Source organism: Thiobacter sp. AK1, assembly GCF_039822265.1.
Lineage (GTDB): Bacteria > Pseudomonadota > Gammaproteobacteria > Burkholderiales > Thiobacteraceae > Thiobacter > Thiobacter aerophilum.
The window spans coordinates 180053-200707 of the sequence record NZ_JBAJEX010000004.1 but is presented as its reverse complement, the minus strand read 5'-3'; the positions used below and the strand labels follow the sequence as shown (position 1 = coordinate 200707).

At 64.1% G+C, this 20655-nt stretch carries 24 protein-coding genes; 19 read left to right on the top strand and 5 right to left on the bottom strand.

Going from position 1 to position 20655, the window contains the following annotated elements:
- Nucleotides 1-68: 68 nt before the first annotated feature.
- Complete coding sequence (locus tag V6E02_RS07235; RefSeq protein WP_347308110.1) at nt 69-278, bottom strand: twin transmembrane helix small protein; 210 nt, start codon at nt 276-278, stop codon at nt 69-71.
- Between V6E02_RS07235 and V6E02_RS07230 the strand changes: the two genes are divergently transcribed.
- The 19 genes from V6E02_RS07230 (at nt 277) to ccoS (ending at nt 16961) form a co-directional block, all read left to right on the top strand.
- Nucleotides 277-417 (top strand): hypothetical protein, encoded by a 141-nt coding sequence (locus tag V6E02_RS07230; protein WP_347308109.1) that lies wholly within the window; start codon nt 277-279, stop codon nt 415-417. The two genes, V6E02_RS07235 and V6E02_RS07230, sit on opposite strands and share 2 nt — an antisense overlap.
- Complete coding sequence (locus tag V6E02_RS07225; protein WP_347308108.1) at nt 410-1123, top strand: SURF1 family protein; 714 nt, start codon at nt 410-412, stop codon at nt 1121-1123. Before V6E02_RS07230 ends, V6E02_RS07225 begins: the two co-directional genes overlap by 8 nt.
- Nucleotides 1089-1670, top strand: a complete 582-nt coding sequence (locus V6E02_RS07220) for an SCO family protein (protein ID WP_347308107.1) — start codon at nt 1089-1091, stop codon at nt 1668-1670. Before V6E02_RS07225 ends, V6E02_RS07220 begins: the two co-directional genes overlap by 35 nt.
- Nucleotides 1670-2764: a COX15/CtaA family protein gene (locus V6E02_RS07215; protein ID WP_347308106.1), complete on the top strand. Its 1095-nt coding sequence runs from the start codon at nt 1670-1672 to the stop codon at nt 2762-2764. Before V6E02_RS07220 ends, V6E02_RS07215 begins: the two co-directional genes overlap by 1 nt.
- 20 nt (nt 2765-2784) lie before the next feature.
- Nucleotides 2785-3693 carry a heme o synthase gene (cyoE, locus tag V6E02_RS07210; protein WP_347308105.1) on the top strand — a complete coding sequence of 303 codons (909 nt, stop codon included), beginning with the start codon at nt 2785-2787 and terminating at the stop codon, nt 3691-3693.
- Nucleotides 3694-3765: 72 nt separating this feature from the next.
- Nucleotides 3766-4245 carry an RrF2 family transcriptional regulator gene (locus V6E02_RS07205; protein ID WP_347308104.1) on the top strand — a complete coding sequence of 160 codons (480 nt, stop codon included), beginning with the start codon at nt 3766-3768 and terminating at the stop codon, nt 4243-4245.
- A gap of 103 nt (nt 4246-4348) precedes the next feature.
- Nucleotides 4349-5431, top strand: a complete 1083-nt coding sequence (locus tag V6E02_RS07200; RefSeq protein ID WP_347308103.1) for an ABC transporter permease — start codon at nt 4349-4351, stop codon at nt 5429-5431.
- A 2-nt stretch (nt 5432-5433) separates the two neighbouring features.
- Nucleotides 5434-6198 (top strand): ABC transporter ATP-binding protein, encoded by a 765-nt coding sequence (locus tag V6E02_RS07195; protein ID WP_347308102.1) that lies wholly within the window; start codon nt 5434-5436, stop codon nt 6196-6198.
- Between the two features lie 125 nt (nt 6199-6323).
- Nucleotides 6324-7229: an MlaD family protein gene (locus V6E02_RS07190; RefSeq protein ID WP_347308101.1), complete on the top strand. Its 906-nt coding sequence runs from the start codon at nt 6324-6326 to the stop codon at nt 7227-7229.
- 17 nt (nt 7230-7246) lie between these two features.
- Nucleotides 7247-7840: an ABC-type transport auxiliary lipoprotein family protein gene (locus tag V6E02_RS07185; protein ID WP_347308100.1), complete on the top strand. Its 594-nt coding sequence runs from the start codon at nt 7247-7249 to the stop codon at nt 7838-7840.
- A 69-nt stretch (nt 7841-7909) separates the two neighbouring features.
- Nucleotides 7910-8497, top strand: a complete 588-nt coding sequence (locus tag V6E02_RS07180) for an SCO family protein (RefSeq protein WP_347308099.1) — start codon at nt 7910-7912, stop codon at nt 8495-8497.
- A 108-nt stretch (nt 8498-8605) separates the two neighbouring features.
- Nucleotides 8606-10063 (top strand): cytochrome-c oxidase, cbb3-type subunit I, encoded by a 1458-nt coding sequence (gene ccoN / locus V6E02_RS07175; RefSeq protein ID WP_347308098.1) that lies wholly within the window; start codon nt 8606-8608, stop codon nt 10061-10063.
- Nucleotides 10064-10091: 28 nt separating this feature from the next.
- Nucleotides 10092-10838, top strand: coding sequence for a cytochrome-c oxidase, cbb3-type subunit II (gene ccoO, locus V6E02_RS07170; RefSeq protein WP_347308097.1), 747 nt, complete (start codon nt 10092-10094; stop codon nt 10836-10838).
- Nucleotides 10839-10847: 9 nt separating this feature from the next.
- Nucleotides 10848-11060, top strand: coding sequence for a cbb3-type cytochrome oxidase subunit 3 (locus V6E02_RS07165; RefSeq protein ID WP_347308096.1), 213 nt, complete (start codon nt 10848-10850; stop codon nt 11058-11060).
- Nucleotides 11061-11094: 34 nt separating this feature from the next.
- Nucleotides 11095-12015 carry a cytochrome-c oxidase, cbb3-type subunit III gene (gene ccoP, locus V6E02_RS07160; RefSeq protein WP_347308095.1) on the top strand — a complete coding sequence of 307 codons (921 nt, stop codon included), beginning with the start codon at nt 11095-11097 and terminating at the stop codon, nt 12013-12015.
- A gap of 128 nt (nt 12016-12143) precedes the next feature.
- Nucleotides 12144-13577, top strand: a complete 1434-nt coding sequence (gene ccoG, locus V6E02_RS07155) for a cytochrome c oxidase accessory protein CcoG (RefSeq protein ID WP_347308094.1) — start codon at nt 12144-12146, stop codon at nt 13575-13577.
- Nucleotides 13574-14374, top strand: a complete 801-nt coding sequence (locus tag V6E02_RS07150) for a FixH family protein (protein ID WP_347308093.1) — start codon at nt 13574-13576, stop codon at nt 14372-14374. Before ccoG ends, V6E02_RS07150 begins: the two co-directional genes overlap by 4 nt.
- Complete coding sequence (locus tag V6E02_RS07145; protein ID WP_347308092.1) at nt 14371-16770, top strand: heavy metal translocating P-type ATPase; 2400 nt, start codon at nt 14371-14373, stop codon at nt 16768-16770. The genes V6E02_RS07150 and V6E02_RS07145 overlap by 4 nt, the downstream gene beginning before the upstream one ends.
- 2 nt (nt 16771-16772) lie before the next feature.
- A complete protein-coding gene (ccoS, locus tag V6E02_RS07140; RefSeq protein ID WP_347308091.1) occupies nt 16773-16961 on the top strand; it encodes a cbb3-type cytochrome oxidase assembly protein CcoS in 189 nt (62 codons plus the stop codon).
- Nucleotides 16962-17184: 223 nt separating this feature from the next.
- Here the strand turns inward: ccoS and rpoH are convergent, their stop codons facing one another.
- From rpoH to ftsY, 4 genes are all read right to left on the bottom strand, one after another.
- The gene (gene rpoH / locus V6E02_RS07135) at nt 17185-18051 is read right to left on the bottom strand and encodes an RNA polymerase sigma factor RpoH (protein ID WP_347308090.1); all 867 of its coding nucleotides are present in this window, start codon (nt 18049-18051) and stop codon (nt 17185-17187) included.
- Nucleotides 18052-18140: 89 nt separating this feature from the next.
- Nucleotides 18141-19034 carry a permease-like cell division protein FtsX gene (gene ftsX, locus V6E02_RS07130; RefSeq protein ID WP_347308089.1) on the bottom strand — a complete coding sequence of 298 codons (894 nt, stop codon included), beginning with the start codon at nt 19032-19034 and terminating at the stop codon, nt 18141-18143.
- Nucleotides 19031-19684: a cell division ATP-binding protein FtsE gene (locus V6E02_RS07125; RefSeq protein ID WP_347308088.1), complete on the bottom strand. Its 654-nt coding sequence runs from the start codon at nt 19682-19684 to the stop codon at nt 19031-19033. The genes ftsX and V6E02_RS07125 overlap by 4 nt, the downstream gene beginning before the upstream one ends.
- Complete coding sequence (gene ftsY, locus V6E02_RS07120; RefSeq protein WP_347308087.1) at nt 19681-20652, bottom strand: signal recognition particle-docking protein FtsY; 972 nt, start codon at nt 20650-20652, stop codon at nt 19681-19683. Before ftsY ends, V6E02_RS07125 begins: the two co-directional genes overlap by 4 nt.
- Nucleotides 20653-20655 lie beyond the last annotated feature (3 nt).

Sequence of the window (20655 nt, the reverse complement as noted above, 5' to 3'; positions counted from 1 at the left end):
CTCTGGCGCCGCAGGGTACCGCGGCGCCATTTTTGTTTGTTCTCACCGGCGAAGGAATAACAACGGGGCTAGGGCTTGGGAGGCAGTACGCCGAAGTAGAAGCCGGCCATGAGCAGGCCGAACAGGGTGATGGAAACGCCGATGCGCACCGTCAACGCCTTCACCGTGCGTTCCGTGCTACCTTTGTCCTTGAGCAGAAAGAGCAAGGCCGAAAACAAGCTGCCGATGATGACGACGAGAAACGCGACGACGAGGCTGCGGTACAGGATGGGGGACATGGTGGACTCGCAATCGGGCCTGGGTGAGTGCGGCTGGCCGGATTTAGCGGCGCAGGCGCGTGGGCGTCTGCCGCGTGCCGAAGGCGTGGCGGCAGATATGCACAGTGTAATGCAAGCCTCGCGCGACCGCCATGGCTGAGGGTGGGCGAGGCTTGCTCTGGCCCAGCGTGGCCGCGGCCTTGCTGCTTGCCGTGACGCTCGCCGCAGGCAAGTGGCAACTCGACCGGGCGGAGTACAAACGCGCTTTGCAAGCCCGCATCGACGCTCGCCTCCAGGCGGCACCCATCGCCTTGGATGGTCGCCCGGTTGACGCGGCAGCGCTGCAAGGCCGGCGGGTACAGGTCACAGGCCGGTTCGATTCCGCCCACGAAATCTTCCTCGACAATCGCAGCTGGGAAGGTCACCCCGCCTATCAGGTGCTGACGCCCCTTCTGATCGAAGGTGCCTCGGTGGCGGTGCTGATCGATCGCGGCCGGGTGATCCGTGACTGGAACGGGCCGCTGCCGGTGGTGCCGGTGCCGCCCGCACCGGTGCGTATCGACGGCATTGCCGGTCCCCCGCCTGGGAAATATCTGGAGCTGTCGCGCCAGGTGGTGCAGGGCAAGGTGTGGCAGAACCTGGATTTGCCTCGCTATGCTGCCACCTTGCCCTATTCCCTACTGCCCGTGGTGGTCACCCAGCTCAACGACACGGGCGACGGCCTTCACCGCCAGTGGGTGCGGCCCGATACGGGCGTGGAAAAACATCTGGGCTACGCCTTCCAATGGTTTGCCATGGCGGCGACCATCGTGATCCTTTACGTGGTGCTGTATGCAAGACGATGCAGGGCGCGGCAATCGAGCTAAATTCCTACTGGTGCTGGCGGTGTTCCTGGCACCGGTGGTCGCTTCCTATCTGTTCTACTACGTGTGGCCGCCCAAGGGGGCGGCGGTGAACTATGGTGAGCTCATCGAGCCGGTGTCTCTGCCCAGCGAGCTGACCCTGGCCTTGCCAGATGGCACGCCGCTGCCCCTGCGCCAATTGCGCGGCAAGTGGTTGCTCCTGCATGCCGCGCCCAGCGCCTGCGACGCCGTCTGCGCACGTCAGTTCGATGCCCTGCGCCGGGTGCGCCTGCTGCAGGGCCGTGACCAGGCGCGCGTGCAGGTGGTGTGGCTGTTGACAGACGCCGGTGTGCCGGATCCGGCGCTCTTGGAACGGCTCGGACCCCTGCGCGTGGTGCGGGATCCGCACGGCGATCTCGCCCGCCGTCTGCCTGCGAGGCACGGCCTGACTGGCCATCTCTACGTGATCGATCCCCTGGGCAACGCGATGATGCGCTATGACTTGGATCCGGATCTCAAGCGCATGGGCAAGGACCTCGCCCGTTTGCTCAAGGCCTCGCAGATCGGTTGATGACGGCTCCGAACCTGCTTTTGCTCGCGCTGTTCGGCCTGCTGGTGGCCCTACCCGTGCTCGCCTACGTGGCGCGAAGGGGCGGCGATGTCCATGCCCGACTTGCCTGGGTGACGGCCTTCCTCGCGCTGGATCTGATCATGTTTGGTGGGTTTACCCGTCTAACCGATTCCGGCCTGGGTTGCCCTGACTGGCCGGGGTGTTACGGCCACTCGAATCCGCTCTCGGCAGCGGAGCATATCCGCGCCGCGGAGACGGCCATGCCCAGCGGCCCGGTCACGCGCATCAAGGCGTGGATCGAAATGCTGCATCGTTATTTCGCCATGGGTGTAGGGCTGCTCATCATCGTGCTCATGGTGCAGGCCTGGCTGCGGGCTCGGCGAGATCCCAGCCGCTCGCCCTGGCTTGCCACGGTCATTTTCCTCGCCGTCTGCGTGCAGGGCGCATTCGGCGCCTTCACCGTGACCATGAAACTAACGCCGGCAATCGTCACCCTGCATCTACTGGGCGGCATGCTACTGCTGGCGCTCCTCACGGGCCTTGCCTTGCGGGAAGGCCCGCGCCCGGCGGTGGGCGCGGAGGCGGTGGCCCTGCGTGGCCACGGTCTGCTGGCGGCGGTCGTGCTCGTCTTGCAAATCGCCCTCGGTGGCTGGGTGAGCACCAATTACGCGGTACTGGCCTGTCCCGACTTTCCCCTCTGCCATGGGCACTGGTGGCCGCCGGAGATGGACTTTCATCACGCCTATACCCTGTGGCGTCCGCTGGGGCAGACGGCGGACGGCGATCTCATTCCTTTCCAGTCCCTGGTGGCCATTCATTGGGTCCATCGCAACTTCGCTTATCTGGTGCTCGCCGTGCTGGGCACGCTTGCCTGGCGCGCCCGGTCGGTGCCGGGCCTGGCCCGTTGGGCCCGCGCGCTGGCGGGGCTGATCTTGTTGCAGTTTCTCACTGGCCTGTCCAATGTCATGCTGCAGTGGCCGCTGCCCGTGGCGGTGCTGCACAACGGAGGTGCGGCGTTGCTGGTGATGATGCTCGTGGTGTTACACTTTCGCGTCGGGGTAGGTGCCCGACACAATCCCGCGCAGACGGGATGATTCCGGTTGAGGAGACGCGCATGACGACGCTGAGCGTCAATCAGGTGGCCTGCCGCTGCCAACAGTTCTTTGCTCTGTGCAAGCCGCGCGTGGTGGCGCTGATCGTGTTCACCGCGGTGATTGGCATGTTCCTCGCCCTTCCGGGCATGGTGCCGCTGCGCATCCTGATCGCGGGCACCGTGGGCATCGCCCTGGTGGCGGGCGCGGCGGCGGCCTTCAACTGTCTCATCGAGCAGAAGGTGGACGCCATCATGGCGCGCACCCGGGCGCGCCCGCTGCCGCGCGGGCAGGTGACGCCAATACAGACCCTCGTGTTCGCTGGTGTGGTGGGCGGGTTAGGTCTGTTCATTCTCAACGCCTATGTCAATGCCCTCACCATGTGGCTCACCCTGGCGACCTTCGTGGGCTACGCGGTGATCTACACGGTGGTGCTCAAACCCCTGACACCCCAGAACATCGTCATTGGCGGCGCCTCCGGCGCCATGCCACCGGTGCTGGGCTGGGCTGCTGCCACGGGGGAGGTGAGCGCCGATGCCCTGCTGCTATTCCTCATCATTTTTGCCTGGACCCCACCCCATTTCTGGGCCCTGGCCTTGTACCGTCGTGAGGAGTACGCCAAAGCCGGCATGCCCATGCTGCCCGTCACCCACGGTGAGGCCTTCACCCGCCTGCACGTGCTGCTCTATACGCTGATTCTCACTGCTTGCACCTTGCTGCCCGTGGCGAGCGGCATGAGCGGCCTCATCTATCTAGCCGCTGCCCTGGTGCTCGATGGCGTGTTCCTGTGGTATGGCTGGCGCCTGTATCGGGCCTACAGCGACGTCCTGGCGAAAAAGACCTTCGCCTACTCCATCCTCTACTTGAGCCTTCTGTTCGCCGCGCTGCTCGTGGACCACTATCTCCGGCTACCGCTTGGGATCCTGGCCTAAAGGGTTGCCGGCTCCGTGCGCAATGGCCGGAATTAGGATAAACTGCTCCGTAAAGAGTCTTATCCAACGGCCATGATGCTCTCCCGTACCAGCCAATACGCGATCCAGGCGCTGATCTTCATCGCCACCCAACCCAAGGGCCAGCCGGTGCTCAACCGCGAGATCGCCAGCCGCCTCAACGTCCCGCCGGCCTATCTCGCCAAGATCATGCAGAGCCTCTGCAGGGGGAATCTGCTCTATTCCTTCCGTGGCCGCCTGGGCGGCTTCTGTCTGCGCGAGGGCGCAGAAAAGACCGATCTGCTGCAGGTGCTGGCCATCACCGAAGGCCCGGGCTTTGCCCAGGACTGCGTGCTGGGGCTCAAGGTGTGTTCCGATGCCACCGCTTGTCCCATGCACGCCAAGTGGCAGCCCATCAAGAAAAAAGTGCTCGCCCTGCTCAAGGAGCAAACCCTGGAAAAACTTGCGCGCGCGGTGCAAACCGGCAAGTATCGGCTGGCGGATCTGCCCAGCAGCGTGCTCACCACGCAGCGGTTGGAGCGCGAGCCAGCCTGACGCGCGGGCGAGCGCTGGATATACTCCCAGCGTCATGCCGTCCGCCTCATCCATTACCTCTTCGCAAAGCCAAGCCGCGGACTTCCTGTTTGGGGATGGCCGCGTGCGCTGCCTTGGTCACTGGACCGTGCAGGGCATCGCCGGACTCAAGCCTCGCGTGGCCACGCTTGCCTATCCTGGAGAATCCCGGCTCGTCGTGGACTGCGGTGACATCCTCGCCTTCGATACCGCTGGCGCCTGGCTACTCGATGCGCTTCTTTGCCATCTGCGCGGAATGGGGCGCGAGGTGGAGCTGGTGGGGCTGGCGCCAGAACGCGCCCGCCTCCTGGAACTGGTGCAAAGCCGCGCTGCGCGCTTGCCGTGGTTTGCCCCGCCCCGGCCGCCCGGCTGGCTTGCGCGCCTGGGCATGGGCGTTTCACAGCGCTGGCAAGAGGCCCAGGGCATGCTGGCCTTTCTAGGGGAGACCACGCTCAGCGCCCTCGTGGCGCTGCGCGAGCCGCGCCGCTGGCGCGGCCGGCTGGTGCTGCACCACATTCAGCACGCGGGTCTCGATGCGCTAGCCCTGGTGGGCCTGTTGGCTTTCCTGGTGGGCGTGGTAATCGCCTACCAGGGTGCCACCCAGCTCGCGCGCTATGGCGCCAACATCTTCGTGGTGGATCTGATCGCCCATGCCATCCTGCGGGAATTGGGGCCCATGCTGGTGGCCATCATCGTCGCCGGACGCTCCGGCTCCGCGTTCGCGGCGCAGATTGGCACCATGAAGGTATCGGAGGAAATCGACGCACTGCGCACCCTGGGGCTTTCGCCCCAGGAGGTGCTAGTGCTGCCGCGCATGCTGGCGCTCGCGCTGGTGCTGCCCCTGCTCACCTTTTACGCCGATGTGCTGGGGCTGCTGGGCGGCTTCGTGGTGGCGCGTGTGCAGCTCGATGTGGACGCCGCGAGCTTCCTCGACCGCTTCGACGACACCATCCGTGTTTCGACGTTTCTGTTCGGGGTGGGCAAGGCACCGGTATTCGCCTTGATCATCGCCCTGGTGGGGTGCTACCAGGGTTTCCGCGCCGCGGGCAGCGCCGACAGCGTGGGACGCCACACCACGCTGTCCGTGGTGCAGTCCATCTTCCTCATCATTATCGTCGATGCCGTGTTCTCGGTGCTGGCCAATGTCACACGGCTCGGGTTTCGCTGAGCATGCTCCCCGCCATCGAACTCACCGGAGTGAGGACCCGTCTCGGGGGCACCTTGATCCATGACGGCATCGATCTCGCTGTCTGGCACGGCGAGGTGTTCGGTATCGCCGGCCCCAGCGGCTGCGGCAAATCCACCCTGCTTAAGGAGATGCTGATGTTGCAGCGGCCGGATGCCGGTCGCATCCGCATTTTGGGCGTGGACTTAATGGAACTCGACGAGGGCAAGGCGCAGGCGCTGCGTCGTCGCTGCGGGGTGATGTTCCAGGGCGGGGCCTTGTTCACCGGACTCACGGTGCTGGAAAACGTCGCTTTGCCGCTCCGGGAGCATACCACCCTGAGCCCGCGGGAAATCGAGGAGCTTTCGCGCATCAAGATCGCCTTGGCCGATCTGCCGCCGGATACCGTCCACAAATATCCCCGCGAGCTGTCGGGCGGGCTACGCAAGCGGGCGGCACTGGCGCGGGCCATCGCCCTGGATCCGGAACTCTTGTTCTTGGACGAACCCTCTGCGGGGCTGGATCCATTGGCGGCGAGCGCCTTGGACGAACTCATTCTCGGCTTGAAGGCGGCGCTCAAACTGACCATCATTGTGGTTACCCACGATTTGGACCTGCTCTGGCACGTGACCGATCGTGTGGCCATGTTGGGTGAAAGGCGGGTGGTGGGTCTGGGCACCATGGCGGAGCTCGCCCGCTCGACGCATCCTGGCTTGTGGCCCTATTTCCATGGTCCGCGCGGGCGCGCTGTTTGGCCTGGCGAGAACTGAGGCGGTTTCTGCTAGGGCATGCAAGCACGCGTGGTCGAGATCCCTCGCCTGTTTCCGCGGACGGCGAGCATCCCAGACAAAAAGACCGGCGCAATCCGTTGGCCGAGGCGCCCTGAGGATGGGTGATGGAATCACGCTTCAGTTACACGTTGGTGGGTGCCTTCGTGCTCCTCATGGGAGCGGCCCTGGTGGGTGTCGTTTTTTGGCTGTATGCGGGGGGGCTTCGCGAGCCGCCTGCCCGCGTTTATTACGCGTATTTCGATGAATCCGTGGCGGGCCTTAACGTCAACGCTCCGGTGAAATACAAGGGCGTGACCGTGGGGCGCGTGACCGAAATCGAACTCGCCCCGGACGGTTCGGGCCGCGTGCGCCTGGTCATGTCGCTGGACGAGAGGGCGCCCATCCGCAGCGACACGGTGGCGACCCTGCGCATGCAAGGACTCACCGGTCTCATGCAGGTGGAGCTCACGGGTGGCTCGCCCGATGCACCGCCGCTTGCGGCGCGCGCACCGGACAAGGTGCCCGTGATCCCGACCCGGCCGTCCCTCATGACGCGCCTGGACACTGCGGTCAGCACCGTGCTCGCCAATCTCAATCGCGGCACAGAAAACCTCAATGCCCTCACGGACGAGGCAACCCGGCGTCAGCTCCGCCAGATCCTTGCCAATGTGGAAACCAGCACACGGCTACTCGCCCAGCAGATGCCCGTGCTGGAAGCAACCCTCAAGAGCACCAGTGCAGCAGGCCAGGAAGTCGCCCATCTCGCACAACGGCTGCAGCAGACCGCGGGCCGGGTGGAGCGCATGGCCGATGAAATCACCCGTGTCTTAAGCCATGCCAGCGGGGCGACGCAGGCGCTGCAGACGGGAATGACGCAGCTTGCGGGCCAGACCCTGCCCGAGCTCGACGCCTTGCTGATCGAAATGCGTGAGCTGGCACAAAGCCTGCGCCGTGCCAGCAGCGAGCTGGAGCGGCAGCCGAGCAGCCTGGTGTTCGGGCGGCCCGTGTCCCGTCCCGGACCGGGTGAGTGAAACGTAAAGGAGATGCCATGCGCGTATCGGCTTATCTCGTGCTTGCGCTATTTGCGCTTGCCGGCTGTCTGCCCGTGCCGCGCACGGAGGAAGTGAAGCTAATGACGCTGGAGGCAGATTTCACCCCCAGCGCTACCCAGGCAGACGGGCCTGCGCTGCTGGTGGCGCTCCCGCGCGCCCGTGCAGGCTACGACAGTGCTGGCATGGCCTATTGGCGCGCGCCCCAGGAGCTGGCTTATTTCGCCCGCCATCGGTGGGTGGATACGCCGCCGCGCATGCTGGCGCCGCTCTTGGTGCAGGCACTGGAGGCAAGCGGTGGTTTCTCCGCGGTGCTGGCTGCTCCCGCCGTCGCGCGCGCAGGCCTGCGTCTGGACACCGAGGTGCTGCGTCTGCGCCAGAACTTCTCCACCAGCCCCTCGCGGGTGGAATTGGTGCTGCGTGCCCAGCTTTCCAATGTAAAAACGGCCGAGCCGGTCGCCACGCGCACCTTTGCCGCTACTGTGCCCTGTGCAGCGGATGACCCGGTGCGCGGTGCCGAAGCCGCCAACCAGGCGGTGCGCCTGGTGCTGACCGAGCTCGCCCAATGGGCCGCTGAAACCGCCCGCCGCTGATCCATTCGGGTAGCTGACAGGCGAGCGCAGAAAGGGGATAATGCGCTCCCATTTTCGTTGCCTGTGCCCATGAGCGGCCTTTTTCGCTTCTTGCCATTGCTGCTTGCTTTCCTCTTGGTTGGCTGCGGGCAGCAACCGCCGGCCTTCCAGGGCACGGACATCACGGGTGCCGACTGGGGCCGGGATTTCCGCCTGACGGATCACACCGGCAAGGTGCGCACCCTGGCTGATTTTCGCGGCAAGGTGGTGGTGATGTTCTTCGGCTACACCCATTGTCCGGACGTGTGTCCCACCACGCTAGGAGAAATGGCGCAAGTGATGAAACGCCTCGGCCCCGACGCGCAGCGGGTGCAGGTCCTGTTCGTGACCCTGGATCCGGCGCGCGATACGCCGACCCTGCTGGCGCAATATGTGCCCGCCTTCTATCCCACTTTCCTAGGTCTCTACGGTGACGAGGCCACGACGCGCAAGATCGCCGCCGATTTCAAGGTGTTCTACCAAAAGCAGGCGGGCAGCGATCCGGATCAGTACACCCTGGATCACGGGGCCAACACCTATGTCTTCGATCCCCAGGGCCGGCTGCGGCTGCTGTTCGGTTTCGGCGCCGGGGCCGAACCCATGGTCCACGACATCAAGCTCTTATTGGCGGGCGCCTGAGACCGGGCGCGACTGGCGTACCCTTGCGATGTTACAGTAGTTGCGAATATACTCATACATTAATCTCGCGGGTGTTGGCAAGCATTCGAGCATTTCAGGAGAAAAACCATGGCGGTCGCAGTGACAGAGAAGGAGCAGTACAACTTTGACGTCGTCCGCAAGTTCGCGGTGATGTCCCTGGTGTGGGGGGTGGTGGGCATGCTCGCCGGCGTCTATATCGCCTCTGAACTTGCCTGGCCCTTTCTCAACTTCGACATTCCCTACATCACCTTCGGCCGCCTGCGCCCGGTGCACACCAGCGGCGTGATTTTCGGCTTCGGTGGTTCCGCCCTGTTCGCCACCTCCTATTACGTGGTGCAGCGCACCTGCCAGACCCGGCTCATCTCCGATGCGCTGGCCAACTTCACCTTCTGGGGCTGGCAGGCGGTGATCGTGCTGGCGGCGATCTCCTACATGCTGGGTTATTCCCAAGGGCGGGAGTATGCGGAGATGGAATGGCCCATCGATCTGCTGATCGAAGTGGTGTGGATTGCCTATGCCGCAGTCTTCATCGGCACCATCATGCGCCGCAAGCAGCCGCACATCTACGTCGCCAACTGGTTCTACATCGCCTTCATCCTGGCCACGGCTCTGCTCCACACCTTCAACAATCTGGCGGTGCCGGTGAGCCTCTTCTCCATGAAGTCGTATAGCCTGTTTGCCGGCGCCCAGGACGCTATGACCCAGTGGTGGTACGGCCACAATGCGGTGGGCTTCTTCCTGACCGCGGCGTTCCTGGGGATGATGTATTACTTCGTGCCCAAGCAGGCTGGGCGGCCCATTTATTCCTACCGCCTGTCCATCGTCCACTTCTGGGCACTGTCTTTCCTCTATATGTGGGTGGGCACCCATCACCTCCACTGGACGGCGATCCCGGACTGGACTTCGACGCTGGCGGCCACCTTCTCCATCATGTTGCTGCTGCCATCCTGGGGCGGCATGATCAACGGTATCATGACCCTCTCAGGTGCCTGGGACAAGCTGCGCACCGATCCCATCATCCGCTTCATGGCGGTGGCGCTCTCCTTCTACGGTATGTCCACCTTCGAGGGCCCGATGATGTCCTTGAAGAGCGTCAATGCCCTGTCCCATTACACCGACTGGACCGTGGGCCATGTGCATTCCGGCGCCCTGGGCTGGGTGGCCATGATTACCTTCGGTTCCCTCTACCACATGATGCCCAAGCTGTGGAATACCAAGTTATATAGCCTCAAGCTGGTGTACTGGCATTTCTGGCTGGCCACCATCGGTGTGTTGCTCTACATCACTGCCATGTGGGCTTCCGGCATCGGCCAGGGCCTGATGTGGCGCACCTTCGATGACTTCGGCAACCTGAAGTATTCCTTCATCGAGACGGTGATCGCCATGCATCCCGCCTACGTGATGCGCGCCGTCGGCGGCATGGTGTTCCTGAGCGGCGTGCTGATCATGGCGTACAACATCTACATGACCATCCGCCAAGGCCAGCGCGAAGCGGCTGAGCTGGAAGCCAAGCTGGCGGCGAAACTGGCCCGGGCGGGCGCCTGACGCCCGGGTGCGAGGGAAGGAAAGCGCGATGAACCTCAACTTCAAACACGAATGGATCGAAACCAACGTCGGGGTGATGCTGGTGCTCACGATGATCGTCATCAGCATCGGCGGCTTGGTGGAGATCGCACCCCTGTTCTTGGTAAAGAGCACGGTGGAAAAAGTCGACGGGGTGCGTCCCTACACGCCGCTGGAAGCGCGCGGTCGTGACATCTACGTGCGCGAGGGCTGTTACACCTGCCATTCCCAGATGATTCGGCCCTTCCGGGATGAGGCCCTGCGTTATGGCCACTACTCTCTGGCGGCGGAATCCCAGTACGACCATCCCTTCCAGTGGGGTTCCAAGCGCACCGGCCCCGATCTGGCGCGGGTGGGCAAGAAGTATTCCAATGAGTGGCACGTGGCACACCTCAAAGACCCCAGCTCCATGGTGCCGGGCTCGGTCATGCCACGCTACCCTTGGCTTGCCACCACGCTGCTGGACACTTCCGATCTGGTGGACCGGCTCAAGGCGCAGCGCGCGGTGGGCGTGCCGTATTCCCTCACCCAGGCAGAATACGAGCGTAACGTGAAGCAGTTCGGCGAGGCCATCGCCAAACAGCTGCACATCCCGAACGCCAAGGACAACCTGGTCAAGCAGGCGACCGAGGGCAACTATGACGGCGATCCCTCCAACGTCACGGAGATGGATGCGCTCGTGGCCTACCTGCAGGTGCTGGGGACCATGGTGGACTTCAGCAAGTACGACGACGACTACTTCGTGAAATTCCGCTGACGAGGCGTCATGCTCGAGTGGCTTTCCCATCCGGAGAATACCAAGCCCCTCGGCCTGCTGATCTTCTTCGTTGCGTTCCTCGGCATCCTGTGGTTCGTGTTCGGGAGCAGGAAGCGGGGACAGAAGCTGGAATCCTACAAGGATATTCCCTTTCTCGACGAGGAATCGGAGCAGAAGGGTGCGCAAGACGACGCACCTTCCCAACCCGCGAGCCGAAAGTAAGCGGGTGTGATGCCAGTGATATGAAAGGCAAGCAATGAGCAAGGAAAAACTGCAGTCGCACGCTGTGCAAACCACCGGCCATGCCTGGGACGGCGACCTCCAGGAATACAACAACCCGCTGCCGCGCTGGTGGGTGTGGGCCTTCTACCTCACCATCGTCTTCGCCCTGGTGTATTGGGTGCTGTATCCTGCCTGGCCGCTGGGCAAAGGCTACACCACGGGTATTGCCAAGGTGACCTATGTCAATTCCAAGGGCGAGACGGTCACCACCCACTGGAACACCCGCGCCGATCTGATGGCCGAGATGAACGCCGCGGCGAAGGCGCAGAAGCCTTATTACGACAAGATCGCCGCCTTGCCGCTGGAGCAGATCGCCAAGGATCCGGAACTCAACAGCTTCGTGATCTCGGCGGGCAAGCAGCTGTTCGGCGACAACTGCGCGGCCTGCCACCAGGCCGGTGGTCAGGGGGTGGTGGGCCTGTTCCCCAACCTGACCGATGATGACTGGCTCTACGGCGGCACGCTGGAAAAGATTCAGGAGACGATCACGTACGGACGCCGCGGCTTCATGCCGGCCTTTGGCAGCGTGTTCACGCCGGAGCAGATCGACCAGCTAGCCAACTACGTGCTCTCCCTCTCTGGCGAGAAGGTGGATGCCGTCAAGGCTCAGGCCGGCAATGCCCTGTTCCATTCCATGGACGCCATGTGCTTCTATTGTCATGGCGATGACGCCAAGGGGCGGCAGGACGTGGGTGCGCCCAATCTCACCGACAAGATCTGGCTGTGGGCCAAGGTGCCCGCCGCGGACACGCCCGAGAAAAAAGTAGAAGCCGTCAAGACGGTCATCACCCAGGGCCTCGGCAAGGGTGTGATGCCGGCCTGGAAGGATCGCCTCAAGCCCGAGCAGATCAAGCTGCTGGCGGTGTACGTCCACGAACTGGGCGGCGGCAAATAAGCGCTGCGCACGGGCGCAGGAAACTCGACAAGGCGGCTGGCTCGGCGCCCGGATACGCACCGGTCCTGCAACCGAAAGTCATGAACGACCTCGCCTCCGGGCGAGGTTTTTTCTTCTGAGGAAGCGCAATGCAGGCAGGGATCGAAGAGCAGAGTGCACTATACGAGAAGCGCATTCCGATTTTTCCGCGGGCGGTGAAGGGTCGTTTCCGCCGCTTCAAGTGGGGCGTGTTGATTCTCGCCTACAGCGTGTTTTTCGGTCTGGTGTGGCTGCCCTGGCCGCGTCACGATGGCCCGAGTCAGGCGGTGATGTTCGACCTCGTTCACCGCAAGTTCTACATCTTCGGTCTGGTGGCCTATCCCCAGGATCTCATCGTTTGGCTGGGTCTGCTTCTGTTCATCGCCGCGGCCCTATTGTTCTTCGTCACCGCCTTAGTGGGACGCGCTTTTTGCGGCTATTTCTGCTTCCAGACCCTGTGGACGGATTTTTTCGTCTGGATCGAAAATCTCATCCAGGGCGATCGCCCGAAACGGGTGCGGCTTTACAAACAGCCCTGGAACCGGGAGAAAATCCTAAAACTCGGCACCACCCATTTCGTCTGGTTATTGGTGTCCTTCTGGACGGCCTTCACCTTCGCCGCTTATTTCACCTATGCGCCCGAGCTGGTGCGCGACTTCTTCACCGGCCAGGCCCATCCGGCGGCCTATGCCACGGTGCTGATCCTCACCCTCACCACCTATGTGGCGGCGGGACTGGGGCGCGAGCAAATTTGCATGTATGTCTGTCCCTACGCCCGCTTCCAGAGCGTGATGTACGATCCAGAAACCCTGGTGGTCACCTATGACGAGAAACGGGGAGATGGCCGTATGGGCCGGGCACCGCTGCGGCCCGGCGCCAAGACCCGCGAGGAACGCCGGGCCAAGGGCTACGGCGACTGCATCGACTGCACCCTGTGCGTGCAGGTCTGTCCGGTGGGCATTGATATTCGCAATGGTTTACAGTACCCGTGCATTTCCTGTGGTCTGTGCATTGACGCCTGCGATGGCGTGATGGATTCCATCGGCTTCCCACGCGGTCTGATCCGCTATGATTGCGAAGTCAACATCAAGTCGCCCGCGCCAGGTAAGCCGCACCTCCATTGGAAGCGGCTGAAGGTGATCGGCTATGGCCTGGCGGTGGTGGTCATGTCGGCGCTACTCGTCCACAGCATCGCCAACCGCAGCGATTTGGAACAGGCAGTGACCCAAGTGCGCCAACCCCTCTATGTGGTGCTGTCCGATGGCCAGATCCGCAACCGCTACCAGATCCGGCTGGCCAACCGCAGCGACCATGCGGAGACTTATGCGCTGGGAGTGCGCGGCATTCCGGCGCAGGCCGCCGACTTCGGTAACTTCCAAGAGGTGACCGTCAAACCCGATCAGAGCATCCTGGTGCAGGTGAGCGTGAAGCTGCCACCGGAGGCGGCCATGCGCGTGGAGTCCTTCGAGTTCACGATTACCCCCAGAAGCCGGCCCGCCGAGGTACACGTGAGTCCGGCGCGTTTCTACGGACCGCACTCATGAGCCTGCTGTTCACATTGTTTGGCGGCGTGGTTTTGGTGGTGCTGCTCTACCAGATTTTGCGCGTGCTGGGTCTGCCCAATTATTGGCGCGGCGTGATCAGTGGCGTGCTGCCCCTGGTGGGCTATGCCATCTACAGCACCGGCAACTGGGCGGGCCTGGACGTATTGGCGATGCATACCGCCGTCTATCTGTCCACTGCCACCTTGCTCACCCTGGCCGCGAGTCGCGAAGCCAGCCAAAAGATCAGTGCGCGGACCCCTATGCACTGGGCCCCCAAGGTCTTCATCGGCTTCTTCCTGTTCGTGCTGGCGCTTAATGCGGCTTTCCTCTATGTCTCCAGCCAGGGCGTTCCCCCGTGGCTCGCCCGCTGGGTGCTGCCTGGTGCCGAAGATGGCCGAGTGCACACTGCCTTTCCCGGTGTCGTGCCCCATGGGCTGGAAGCGGCGAAGGAGATCGGCTCCGAACTCTCGGCACGGCATCGCCAGATGCGGCTGGGCTGGCGCGTGACCTGGAAGGGACTGGATACCCTGGCCCGCGACGGGGCCGCACAAGTGACCGTGCGCGCCCATGATCGCGACGACACGCCCTTGGCGGATGCGCGCGTGACCTTGGAACTGCTCCGTCCCGCCCAGGCAAAGAGCGATCTCAGTTTGGATCTAGCGCCCACCGAGCCCGGCCTGTTCCAGGCGTGGGTCCGGCTGCCGGAGCCCGGACGCTGGATCGCCGTGATTCACGTGAGCCGGCGTGGCGACAGCTTCCAGGCGGAGGAACAGCTCAGCGTACAGCGGGTGCAATGAGCGGCGACTGTTTCCACTGCGGCCAGCCGATTCCGGATGATGTGGCGCTGTCCGTGACCATCGACGGCGAGCCGCGGGCCATGTGCTGCCGCGGCTGCCAGGCGGTCGCCGAAGCAATCGTTGCCAACCATCTGGAAGACTACTATCGCCATCGCACCGCGCCTGCCACCACACCCCAGGAGCTGGTGCCGGAGGCCCTGAGCCGGCTTGCGGTCTATGACCATCCGGCCATCCAAAAGAGCTTCGTCATCGACGCCGATGAGCACACCCGCGAGGCGGTGCTCATCCTGGAGGGCATCACCTGCGCCGCTTGCATCTGGCTCAATGAGCGCCACCTCATGCAGCTGCCCGGGGTGAAAGCGGTGAGCGTCAATTACGCTACCCACCGCGCCCGCATCGCCTGGGACGAGCGCCAAATCAGCCTTTCCAAGATCCTCGCCGAGATCCGTCTACTGGGCTACGAGGCGCATCCCTACAACGCCCACGCCGCCGAAACCCTGCGCCGTCAGCGGCGCAGCCAAGACTTGCGCCGGTTGTTCGTGGCGGGGCTTGCTTCGGCGCAGGTGATGATGTTCGCCATCGCTCTCTACGCCGGGGCTTACTACTACGACATGGATCACGGCACCGCTCAGCTCATGCGCTGGGCGAGCCTCATCCTTAGCATCCCCGTCGTGCTCTATTCCGCCGTCCCCTTCTATCGCGCGGCGTGGAACGGTCTTTTGAGCCGCCATCTGAACATGGACGTACCCGTCAGTCTGGCGGTGCTTAGCGGCTTTCTGGGCAGCGCTTGGGTCACCTGGCACGGCGACGGCGTGGTGTACTTCGACACCATCACCATGTTCGTCTTCATCCTGCTTGCTTCCCGTTTCCTCGAGCAAGGGGCGCGGGAAAAATCTGTCGAAGCGGCGGAGAACCTGCTCAAGCTGGCGCCGGCCATGGCCACGCGGGTGCGCGAGGGTCGCCAGGAAGTCGTGCCGGTGCTAGAGCTTTCACCCGGCGATCTCATCCTCGCCAAGCCGGGTGAGGCCATTGCCGCCGACGGGGTGGTGGTGGAAGGGGAGAGTAGCGCCGACGAGGCCCTGCTTACCGGGGAGAGCCGTCCTGTGCTCAAGCGCCCCGGTGATGATGTGATCGCCGCCAGCGTTAACCTGGAGGGGCCGCTCTTGGTGCGCGTAACCGGGGTGGGGGAGAACACCGTGCTGGCTGGCATCGTGCGCCTGCTGGATCGCGCCCAGGCGCAAAAGCCCCGGCTCGCTCAGCTTGCCGACCAGGTGGCGGCCTACTTCACCATGGCCTTGTTGTTACTGGCGCTGGCCACCGGCATCGGCTGGGCGCTGGTTGCACCGGAGCGGGTGTTCGCGATCGTGTTGGCGGTGCTGGTGGTGACCTGTCCCTGCGCCCTGTCCATTGCCGCCCCCGCGGCCATTGCCGCTGCCGGCTCCAGTTTGCTTAAGCGGGGCATCCTGCTCACCCGTGGCCACGCCCTGGAGACTCTGGCGCGGGTCGATCACGTGGTGCTGGACAAGACCGGCACCCTTACCCATGGCTGTCCTTGGCTGATCGGGGTGATTCCCTTTGCCGAGCTGGACGCGGAACGGGCCAAGGTGCTGGCCGCGAGTCTGGAACAGGCCTCGGAACACCCCCTGGCGGCGAGCTTTCTGGCCGCGGTCCCTGCCGAGGCCTTGCTGCCTGTCGCCGAAGCCCAGAACACACCGGGGCTGGGCGTGGCGGGGACCATCGCCGGGGTGCGCTACCAGCTCGGCAATGCGCGGGTTCTGGCCCAGGTGCCACCGTTGCCGGCGGATGTTCCGCCAGGCGCGTCGGTGGTGTGGCTGGCGCACGAGGGCCGTGCCTTGGCCGCTTTCTTGCTGGGTGACCGGTTGCGCCCCGAGGCGCCGGCGCTGGTGCGCCGCCTCGAGGCCATGGGCGTAGGGGTGAGCATCCTGAGTGGGGATGCCGAGCCGGCCGTGCGCCATGTCGCCCAGAGCTTGGGTGTGACGGACTGGCGCGCCCAGGCACGGCCGGAGGACAAGCTCGCCGCCCTGCAGACCTTGCAGCAGGCGGGCAAGGTGGTGGCCATGGTGGGGGACGGTGTGAACGATGCGCCGGTACTGGCTGCCGCGCAGGTGTCCATCGCCATGGGCGGGGGCACCCAGGTGGCACGCTCGAGCAGCGACATCGTCCTGCTGTCGGAAAACCTACTGGACGTAGCCCAGGCGCTCAACACCGGCCGCCGCGCCATGGCCGTGATGAAATCCAATTTTGCCTGGGCGGTGGGCTACAATTTGGTGGCCCTGCCTTTCGCCGTGCTCGGTTACATCCCACCTTGGGTGGCGGCCATCGGCATGTCGGCGAGCTCTCTGATCGTGGTCCTCAACGCCTTGCGGCTGAAGTGAGCGTGGCTTCCATCCTGTTCTTCCTCATCGGCCTGTCCACCCTGGTGTTCATCGCACTGGCCATTGGTATCTGGTGGGCGGTGAAAAGCGGCCAGTTCGACGATCTGGAAGGCCCGGCCCAGCGCATCCTGATGGATGAGGACGACCCTCTCTTGCCTGGGCGTGACGCACAATTGAAGGATAAGGACTAAGGGCTTATAATGAGCCAATATTTTCAAACACTTGCGGAGCGATCATGATCAAGACCCTGTTCTCCAAGGAAAACCTGCCCATGACCCTGGTGGCCGCGCTGGTGCTGCTGGGCTGGATGTCTTTCTTGTCCGTGATCTTGGCCAATCTCTAAAGTCGTACCCGGGCCAAAAAAAAGCGCTGGCGGTGTAAGCCGCCAGCGCTTTTCGTTTGGGCATCCGGTCTTCAGCAGGTGGCGCTTTCGCAGCCCTGGGCGACGATGGCCGCTTTCATCTTCTGCAAGGCCTTGGCCTCGATCTGGCGAATGCGCTCTGCGGACACGCCGTATTCCGCCGCCAACTCATGCAACGTCAGGGTGTCGTCTTCCCTTAGCCAGCGCGTCTCGATGATGCGGCGGCTACGCTCATCCAGGCTGGCCAGCGCCTGAGTGAGCCCCTGCTCACGAAGCAGCTCGCCTTCTTTGTACTCCAGCTGGCGGGCTGGCTCGGCCTCTGCGTCTGTGAGGTAGGCAATGGGTGCAAAGCCCTGTTCCTCGTCGTCGCCCACGGGCTCCAGGGCCACATCGCCGCCGTCCAGGCGGGTTTCCATTTCCACCACTTCTTCCGGCTTCACCCCCAGATCCTTGGCGATGGCTTCCACCTCCCGCGGCCCCAGCGTGCCCAGGCTCTGCTTCATGCTACGCAGGTTGAAGAACAGCTTGCGTTGGGCCTTGGTGGTGGCAATCTTCACCATGCGCCAGTTGCGCAGGATGAACTCGTGGATTTCCGCCTTGATCCAGTGGATGGCGAAGGACACCAGGCGCACGCCGCGGTCCGGATCGAACCGGCGCACTGCCTTCATCAGGCCCACGTTGCCCTCTTGGATCAAGTCGGCCTGCGGTAGCCCATAGCCGGCATAGCCCCGAGCGATGTTCACCACCACCCGCAGATGGGATAGCACCAGGGCGCGGGCTGCGTCCAGATCGTTGTGGTCCCGCAAGCGCCGGGCCAGGTCGTATTCCTCCTCGGCACTTAGCACGGGAAAGGCCTTCACCGCCTGGATGTAGCTTTCCAGGCTGCCTACGGTCGGATTCGGCAAGGTGATTGCGGTCATGTGGGTCCCTCCCATTCGCTACGTTGATGTTAGCACTCCTGGCCTGAGAGTGCTAGCAGGGGCGAAAGTTCCGCATGCTGAAATAACCGTCAGAGGCGGCGCAGATGCTGGGTGGCGGCAAGCCACGCCCCGAGCCAGCCCAGGGCGCCGGAGAGGGCGAGCAGCAGCCCCGTCTCATGCCAGCCCAGGCCTTCCAGGCGAAACGTGGCGCCATAGGCCGCGGCCAGGGCATCGACCCGCTCCCCGAGGAAGAATAGGGCCGCCGCCAGCAAAAGCCAGGCGAGCAGGGCGCCCATTAGACCCTGCAGCGTGCCCAGATAGAGGAAGGGGCGACGCACGAAGGCGTCGGTGGCGCCCAGCAGGCGGCTCACCTCGATTTCCTCCCGTTGTGCCAGCACTTGCAGGCGGATGGTGTTGAAACTGACTGCCACCAGGGCGGTGCCGAACAGCCCCGCCAAGATCAGCACGAAGTCGCGACCCAGGGCGAGCCACGCGGCAAGCCGCTGCGCCCAGGCGGAGTCGAGGGTGGCGCGCGCCACGCCAGGCAGCCGGGAAAGCGCCTGGCGCAGGGCCTCGAGCGCCGTGGGCTCGGTCGCTTTCGGGGTGAGGACGAAGGCATCCGGCAGGGGGTTGCGACCCAGGGTGGCGATCACATCCGCCATGCCGGCCCGGCCGGCGAGGCCTTTGAGCGCCTCTTCCCGGCTCACGAACCGAACGCGGGCCAGGTCTTTGCGGGCACGCAGGGAACGCGCGAGTGTCTGGGTTTGGTCACTGCCATCCTCGAGAAAGAGGGTGATCTCCGGGGTGTGGGAGACATGGGTCGCGAGGCGAGCCACGTTGGCCACGGCTAGGTAGAGGCTGACGGGCAGGGCAAGGGCCACACCGATTACCAACACGGTGAGAACCGTGGCAAAGGGGGCGGCGCCAAGACGCACCAGGGTGTGAGTCAAGGCTGCTCGCTGCTGGGCGAGCCAGTTCCTCATGTCAGCACCCGTCCGCCCCGCAGGGCTAGCACCCGGGGCTTGAGGCGTTCGATCAGACGCGGCTCATGGGTGGCGATCACCAGGGTGACGCCTGCGCGGCTGAACGCGGCCAGCATGTCCAGCAGCAGCTCGGCGTAATCCGCATCTAGGTTGCCGGTGGGTTCGTCCGCGAGCAGGATGCTGGGCCGGTTGACAATCGCGCGGGCGATGGCCAAGCGCTGCTGTTCGCCGCCCGAAAGGGTGATGGGCATGGCCCGTTCCCGGTCCTTAAGTCCCACCTTGTCCAGCGCCGCGCGCGCCCGGCGGGCTGCTTCCTTCACGGGCATGCCCGATATGCGCAGCGGCAGCATCACATTCTCGAAACAGTTACGGTCGTAGAGGAGTTTGGCGTCTTGGAACACGAGGCCAAGGGTGCGGCGCCAGTAGGGCATGGCCTTGCGTGACAGGCGGCCGATGTTCTGGCCATCCACTAGCACACTGCCCGAGGTGGGGCGCTCGATGCCAGCGATGAGCTTGAGCAGAGTGGATTTACCCGCACCGGAAGGACCGGTGACGGCCACCATCTCGCCAGTGGCGATGGTGAAGCTGGCCTCGCAAAGGGCCTCGTGGCCGCCCGGGTAGCGCTTGGTGACCTGACTGAAGGTGATCACTCGAACAAGGCTTCTACGAATTCGCGGGCGCGGAAAGGTTGCAGATCTTGCTTGGTTTCGCCCACGCCGATGAAGCGTACCGGAATCGGCCGGCTTTGGGCGATCGCAGCCAGTACCCCGCCCTTGGCGGTGCCATCGAGTTTGGTCACCACCAGTCCAGTAAGGCCCAGCGCGTCGTCGAAGGCCTTCACCTGGGCCAGCGCGTTCTGCCCCGTGTTGGCGTCCAGTACCAGCAGGATTTCGTGGGGCGCCGAAGGTTCAGCCTTGGCGATCACGCGCTTGACCTTCTTGATTTCTTCCATGAGGTGGAGCTGGGTGGGCAACCGGCCGGCGGTGTCGGCCAGCACCACGTCTATGCTGCGGGCCTTGGCGGCTTGCACCGCATCGAAGATCACCGCGGCGGAATCGCCCTTCTCCTGGGCGATCACGGTGACGTTGTTGCGCTCGCCCCAAATCAGGAGCTGTTCCCGGGCGGCGGCGCGAAAGGTATCGCCCGCCGCGAACAATACGCTTTTGCCCTGATTCTGGAGCCAGTGGGCGAGCTTGCCGATGGTGGTGGTCTTGCCCGCGCCATTGACGCCCACCATCATGATCACGAAGGGTTTGTGAGTGGATATTTCAAGCGGCTTTTCCAAGGGCGCGAGAAGCTCGGTCATGGCTTCGATGAGGGCGGCCTTGAGTTGGGCGGCATCGGTGAGCCGATCGCGCTTGACGCGGGCGCGCAGAGTGGCGAGGAGGGCTTCGGTGGCCTGCACGCCCACATCGGCGGTGAGCAAAATGGTTTCCAGCTCCTCGAATAGAGCTTCGTCGATTTGAGTGTGGCTACCGAACAAGCCGCTCAGGCGGCCGCCGAGCGCCTCGCGTGTGCGCGCGAGCCCCCGCTTCAGGCGCTCACGCCAGGTGAGGCGCGGTTCCTGGGCGGCGGCTTCGGGTTCGAGTTCGGACTTTGACTTGAAGAAACCAAACATGGG

Excerpts from the sequence above, each read along its gene's own strand:
- V6E02_RS07230 (WP_347308109.1), top strand. The coding sequence starts at position 277 with ATGGTGGACTCGCAATCGGGCCTGGGTGAGTGCGGCTGGCCGGATTTA.
- V6E02_RS07235 (WP_347308110.1), bottom strand. The coding sequence starts at position 278 with ATGTCCCCCATCCTGTACCGCAGCCTCGTCGTCGCGTTTCTCGTCGTC.
- V6E02_RS07225 (WP_347308108.1), top strand. The coding sequence starts at position 410 with ATGGCTGAGGGTGGGCGAGGCTTGCTCTGGCCCAGCGTGGCCGCGGCC.
- V6E02_RS07220 (WP_347308107.1), top strand. The coding sequence starts at position 1,089 with ATGCAAGACGATGCAGGGCGCGGCAATCGAGCTAAATTCCTACTGGTG.
- V6E02_RS07215 (WP_347308106.1), top strand. The coding sequence starts at position 1,670 with ATGACGGCTCCGAACCTGCTTTTGCTCGCGCTGTTCGGCCTGCTGGTG.
- cyoE (WP_347308105.1), top strand. The coding sequence starts at position 2,785 with ATGACGACGCTGAGCGTCAATCAGGTGGCCTGCCGCTGCCAACAGTTC.
- V6E02_RS07205 (WP_347308104.1), top strand. The coding sequence starts at position 3,766 with ATGATGCTCTCCCGTACCAGCCAATACGCGATCCAGGCGCTGATCTTC.
- V6E02_RS07195 (WP_347308102.1), top strand. The coding sequence starts at position 5,434 with ATGCTCCCCGCCATCGAACTCACCGGAGTGAGGACCCGTCTCGGGGGC.
- V6E02_RS07190 (WP_347308101.1), top strand. The coding sequence starts at position 6,324 with ATGGAATCACGCTTCAGTTACACGTTGGTGGGTGCCTTCGTGCTCCTC.
- V6E02_RS07185 (WP_347308100.1), top strand. The coding sequence starts at position 7,247 with ATGCGCGTATCGGCTTATCTCGTGCTTGCGCTATTTGCGCTTGCCGGC.
- V6E02_RS07180 (WP_347308099.1), top strand. The coding sequence starts at position 7,910 with ATGAGCGGCCTTTTTCGCTTCTTGCCATTGCTGCTTGCTTTCCTCTTG.
- ccoN (WP_347308098.1), top strand. The coding sequence starts at position 8,606 with ATGGCGGTCGCAGTGACAGAGAAGGAGCAGTACAACTTTGACGTCGTC.
- ccoO (WP_347308097.1), top strand. The coding sequence starts at position 10,092 with ATGAACCTCAACTTCAAACACGAATGGATCGAAACCAACGTCGGGGTG.
- V6E02_RS07165 (WP_347308096.1), top strand. The coding sequence starts at position 10,848 with ATGCTCGAGTGGCTTTCCCATCCGGAGAATACCAAGCCCCTCGGCCTG.
- ccoP (WP_347308095.1), top strand. The coding sequence starts at position 11,095 with ATGAGCAAGGAAAAACTGCAGTCGCACGCTGTGCAAACCACCGGCCAT.
- ccoG (WP_347308094.1), top strand. The coding sequence starts at position 12,144 with ATGCAGGCAGGGATCGAAGAGCAGAGTGCACTATACGAGAAGCGCATT.
- V6E02_RS07150 (WP_347308093.1), top strand. The coding sequence starts at position 13,574 with ATGAGCCTGCTGTTCACATTGTTTGGCGGCGTGGTTTTGGTGGTGCTG.
- V6E02_RS07145 (WP_347308092.1), top strand. The coding sequence starts at position 14,371 with ATGAGCGGCGACTGTTTCCACTGCGGCCAGCCGATTCCGGATGATGTG.
- rpoH (WP_347308090.1), bottom strand. The coding sequence starts at position 18,051 with ATGACCGCAATCACCTTGCCGAATCCGACCGTAGGCAGCCTGGAAAGC.
- ftsX (WP_347308089.1), bottom strand. The coding sequence starts at position 19,034 with ATGAGGAACTGGCTCGCCCAGCAGCGAGCAGCCTTGACTCACACCCTG.
- ftsY (WP_347308087.1), bottom strand. The coding sequence starts at position 20,652 with ATGTTTGGTTTCTTCAAGTCAAAGTCCGAACTCGAACCCGAAGCCGCC.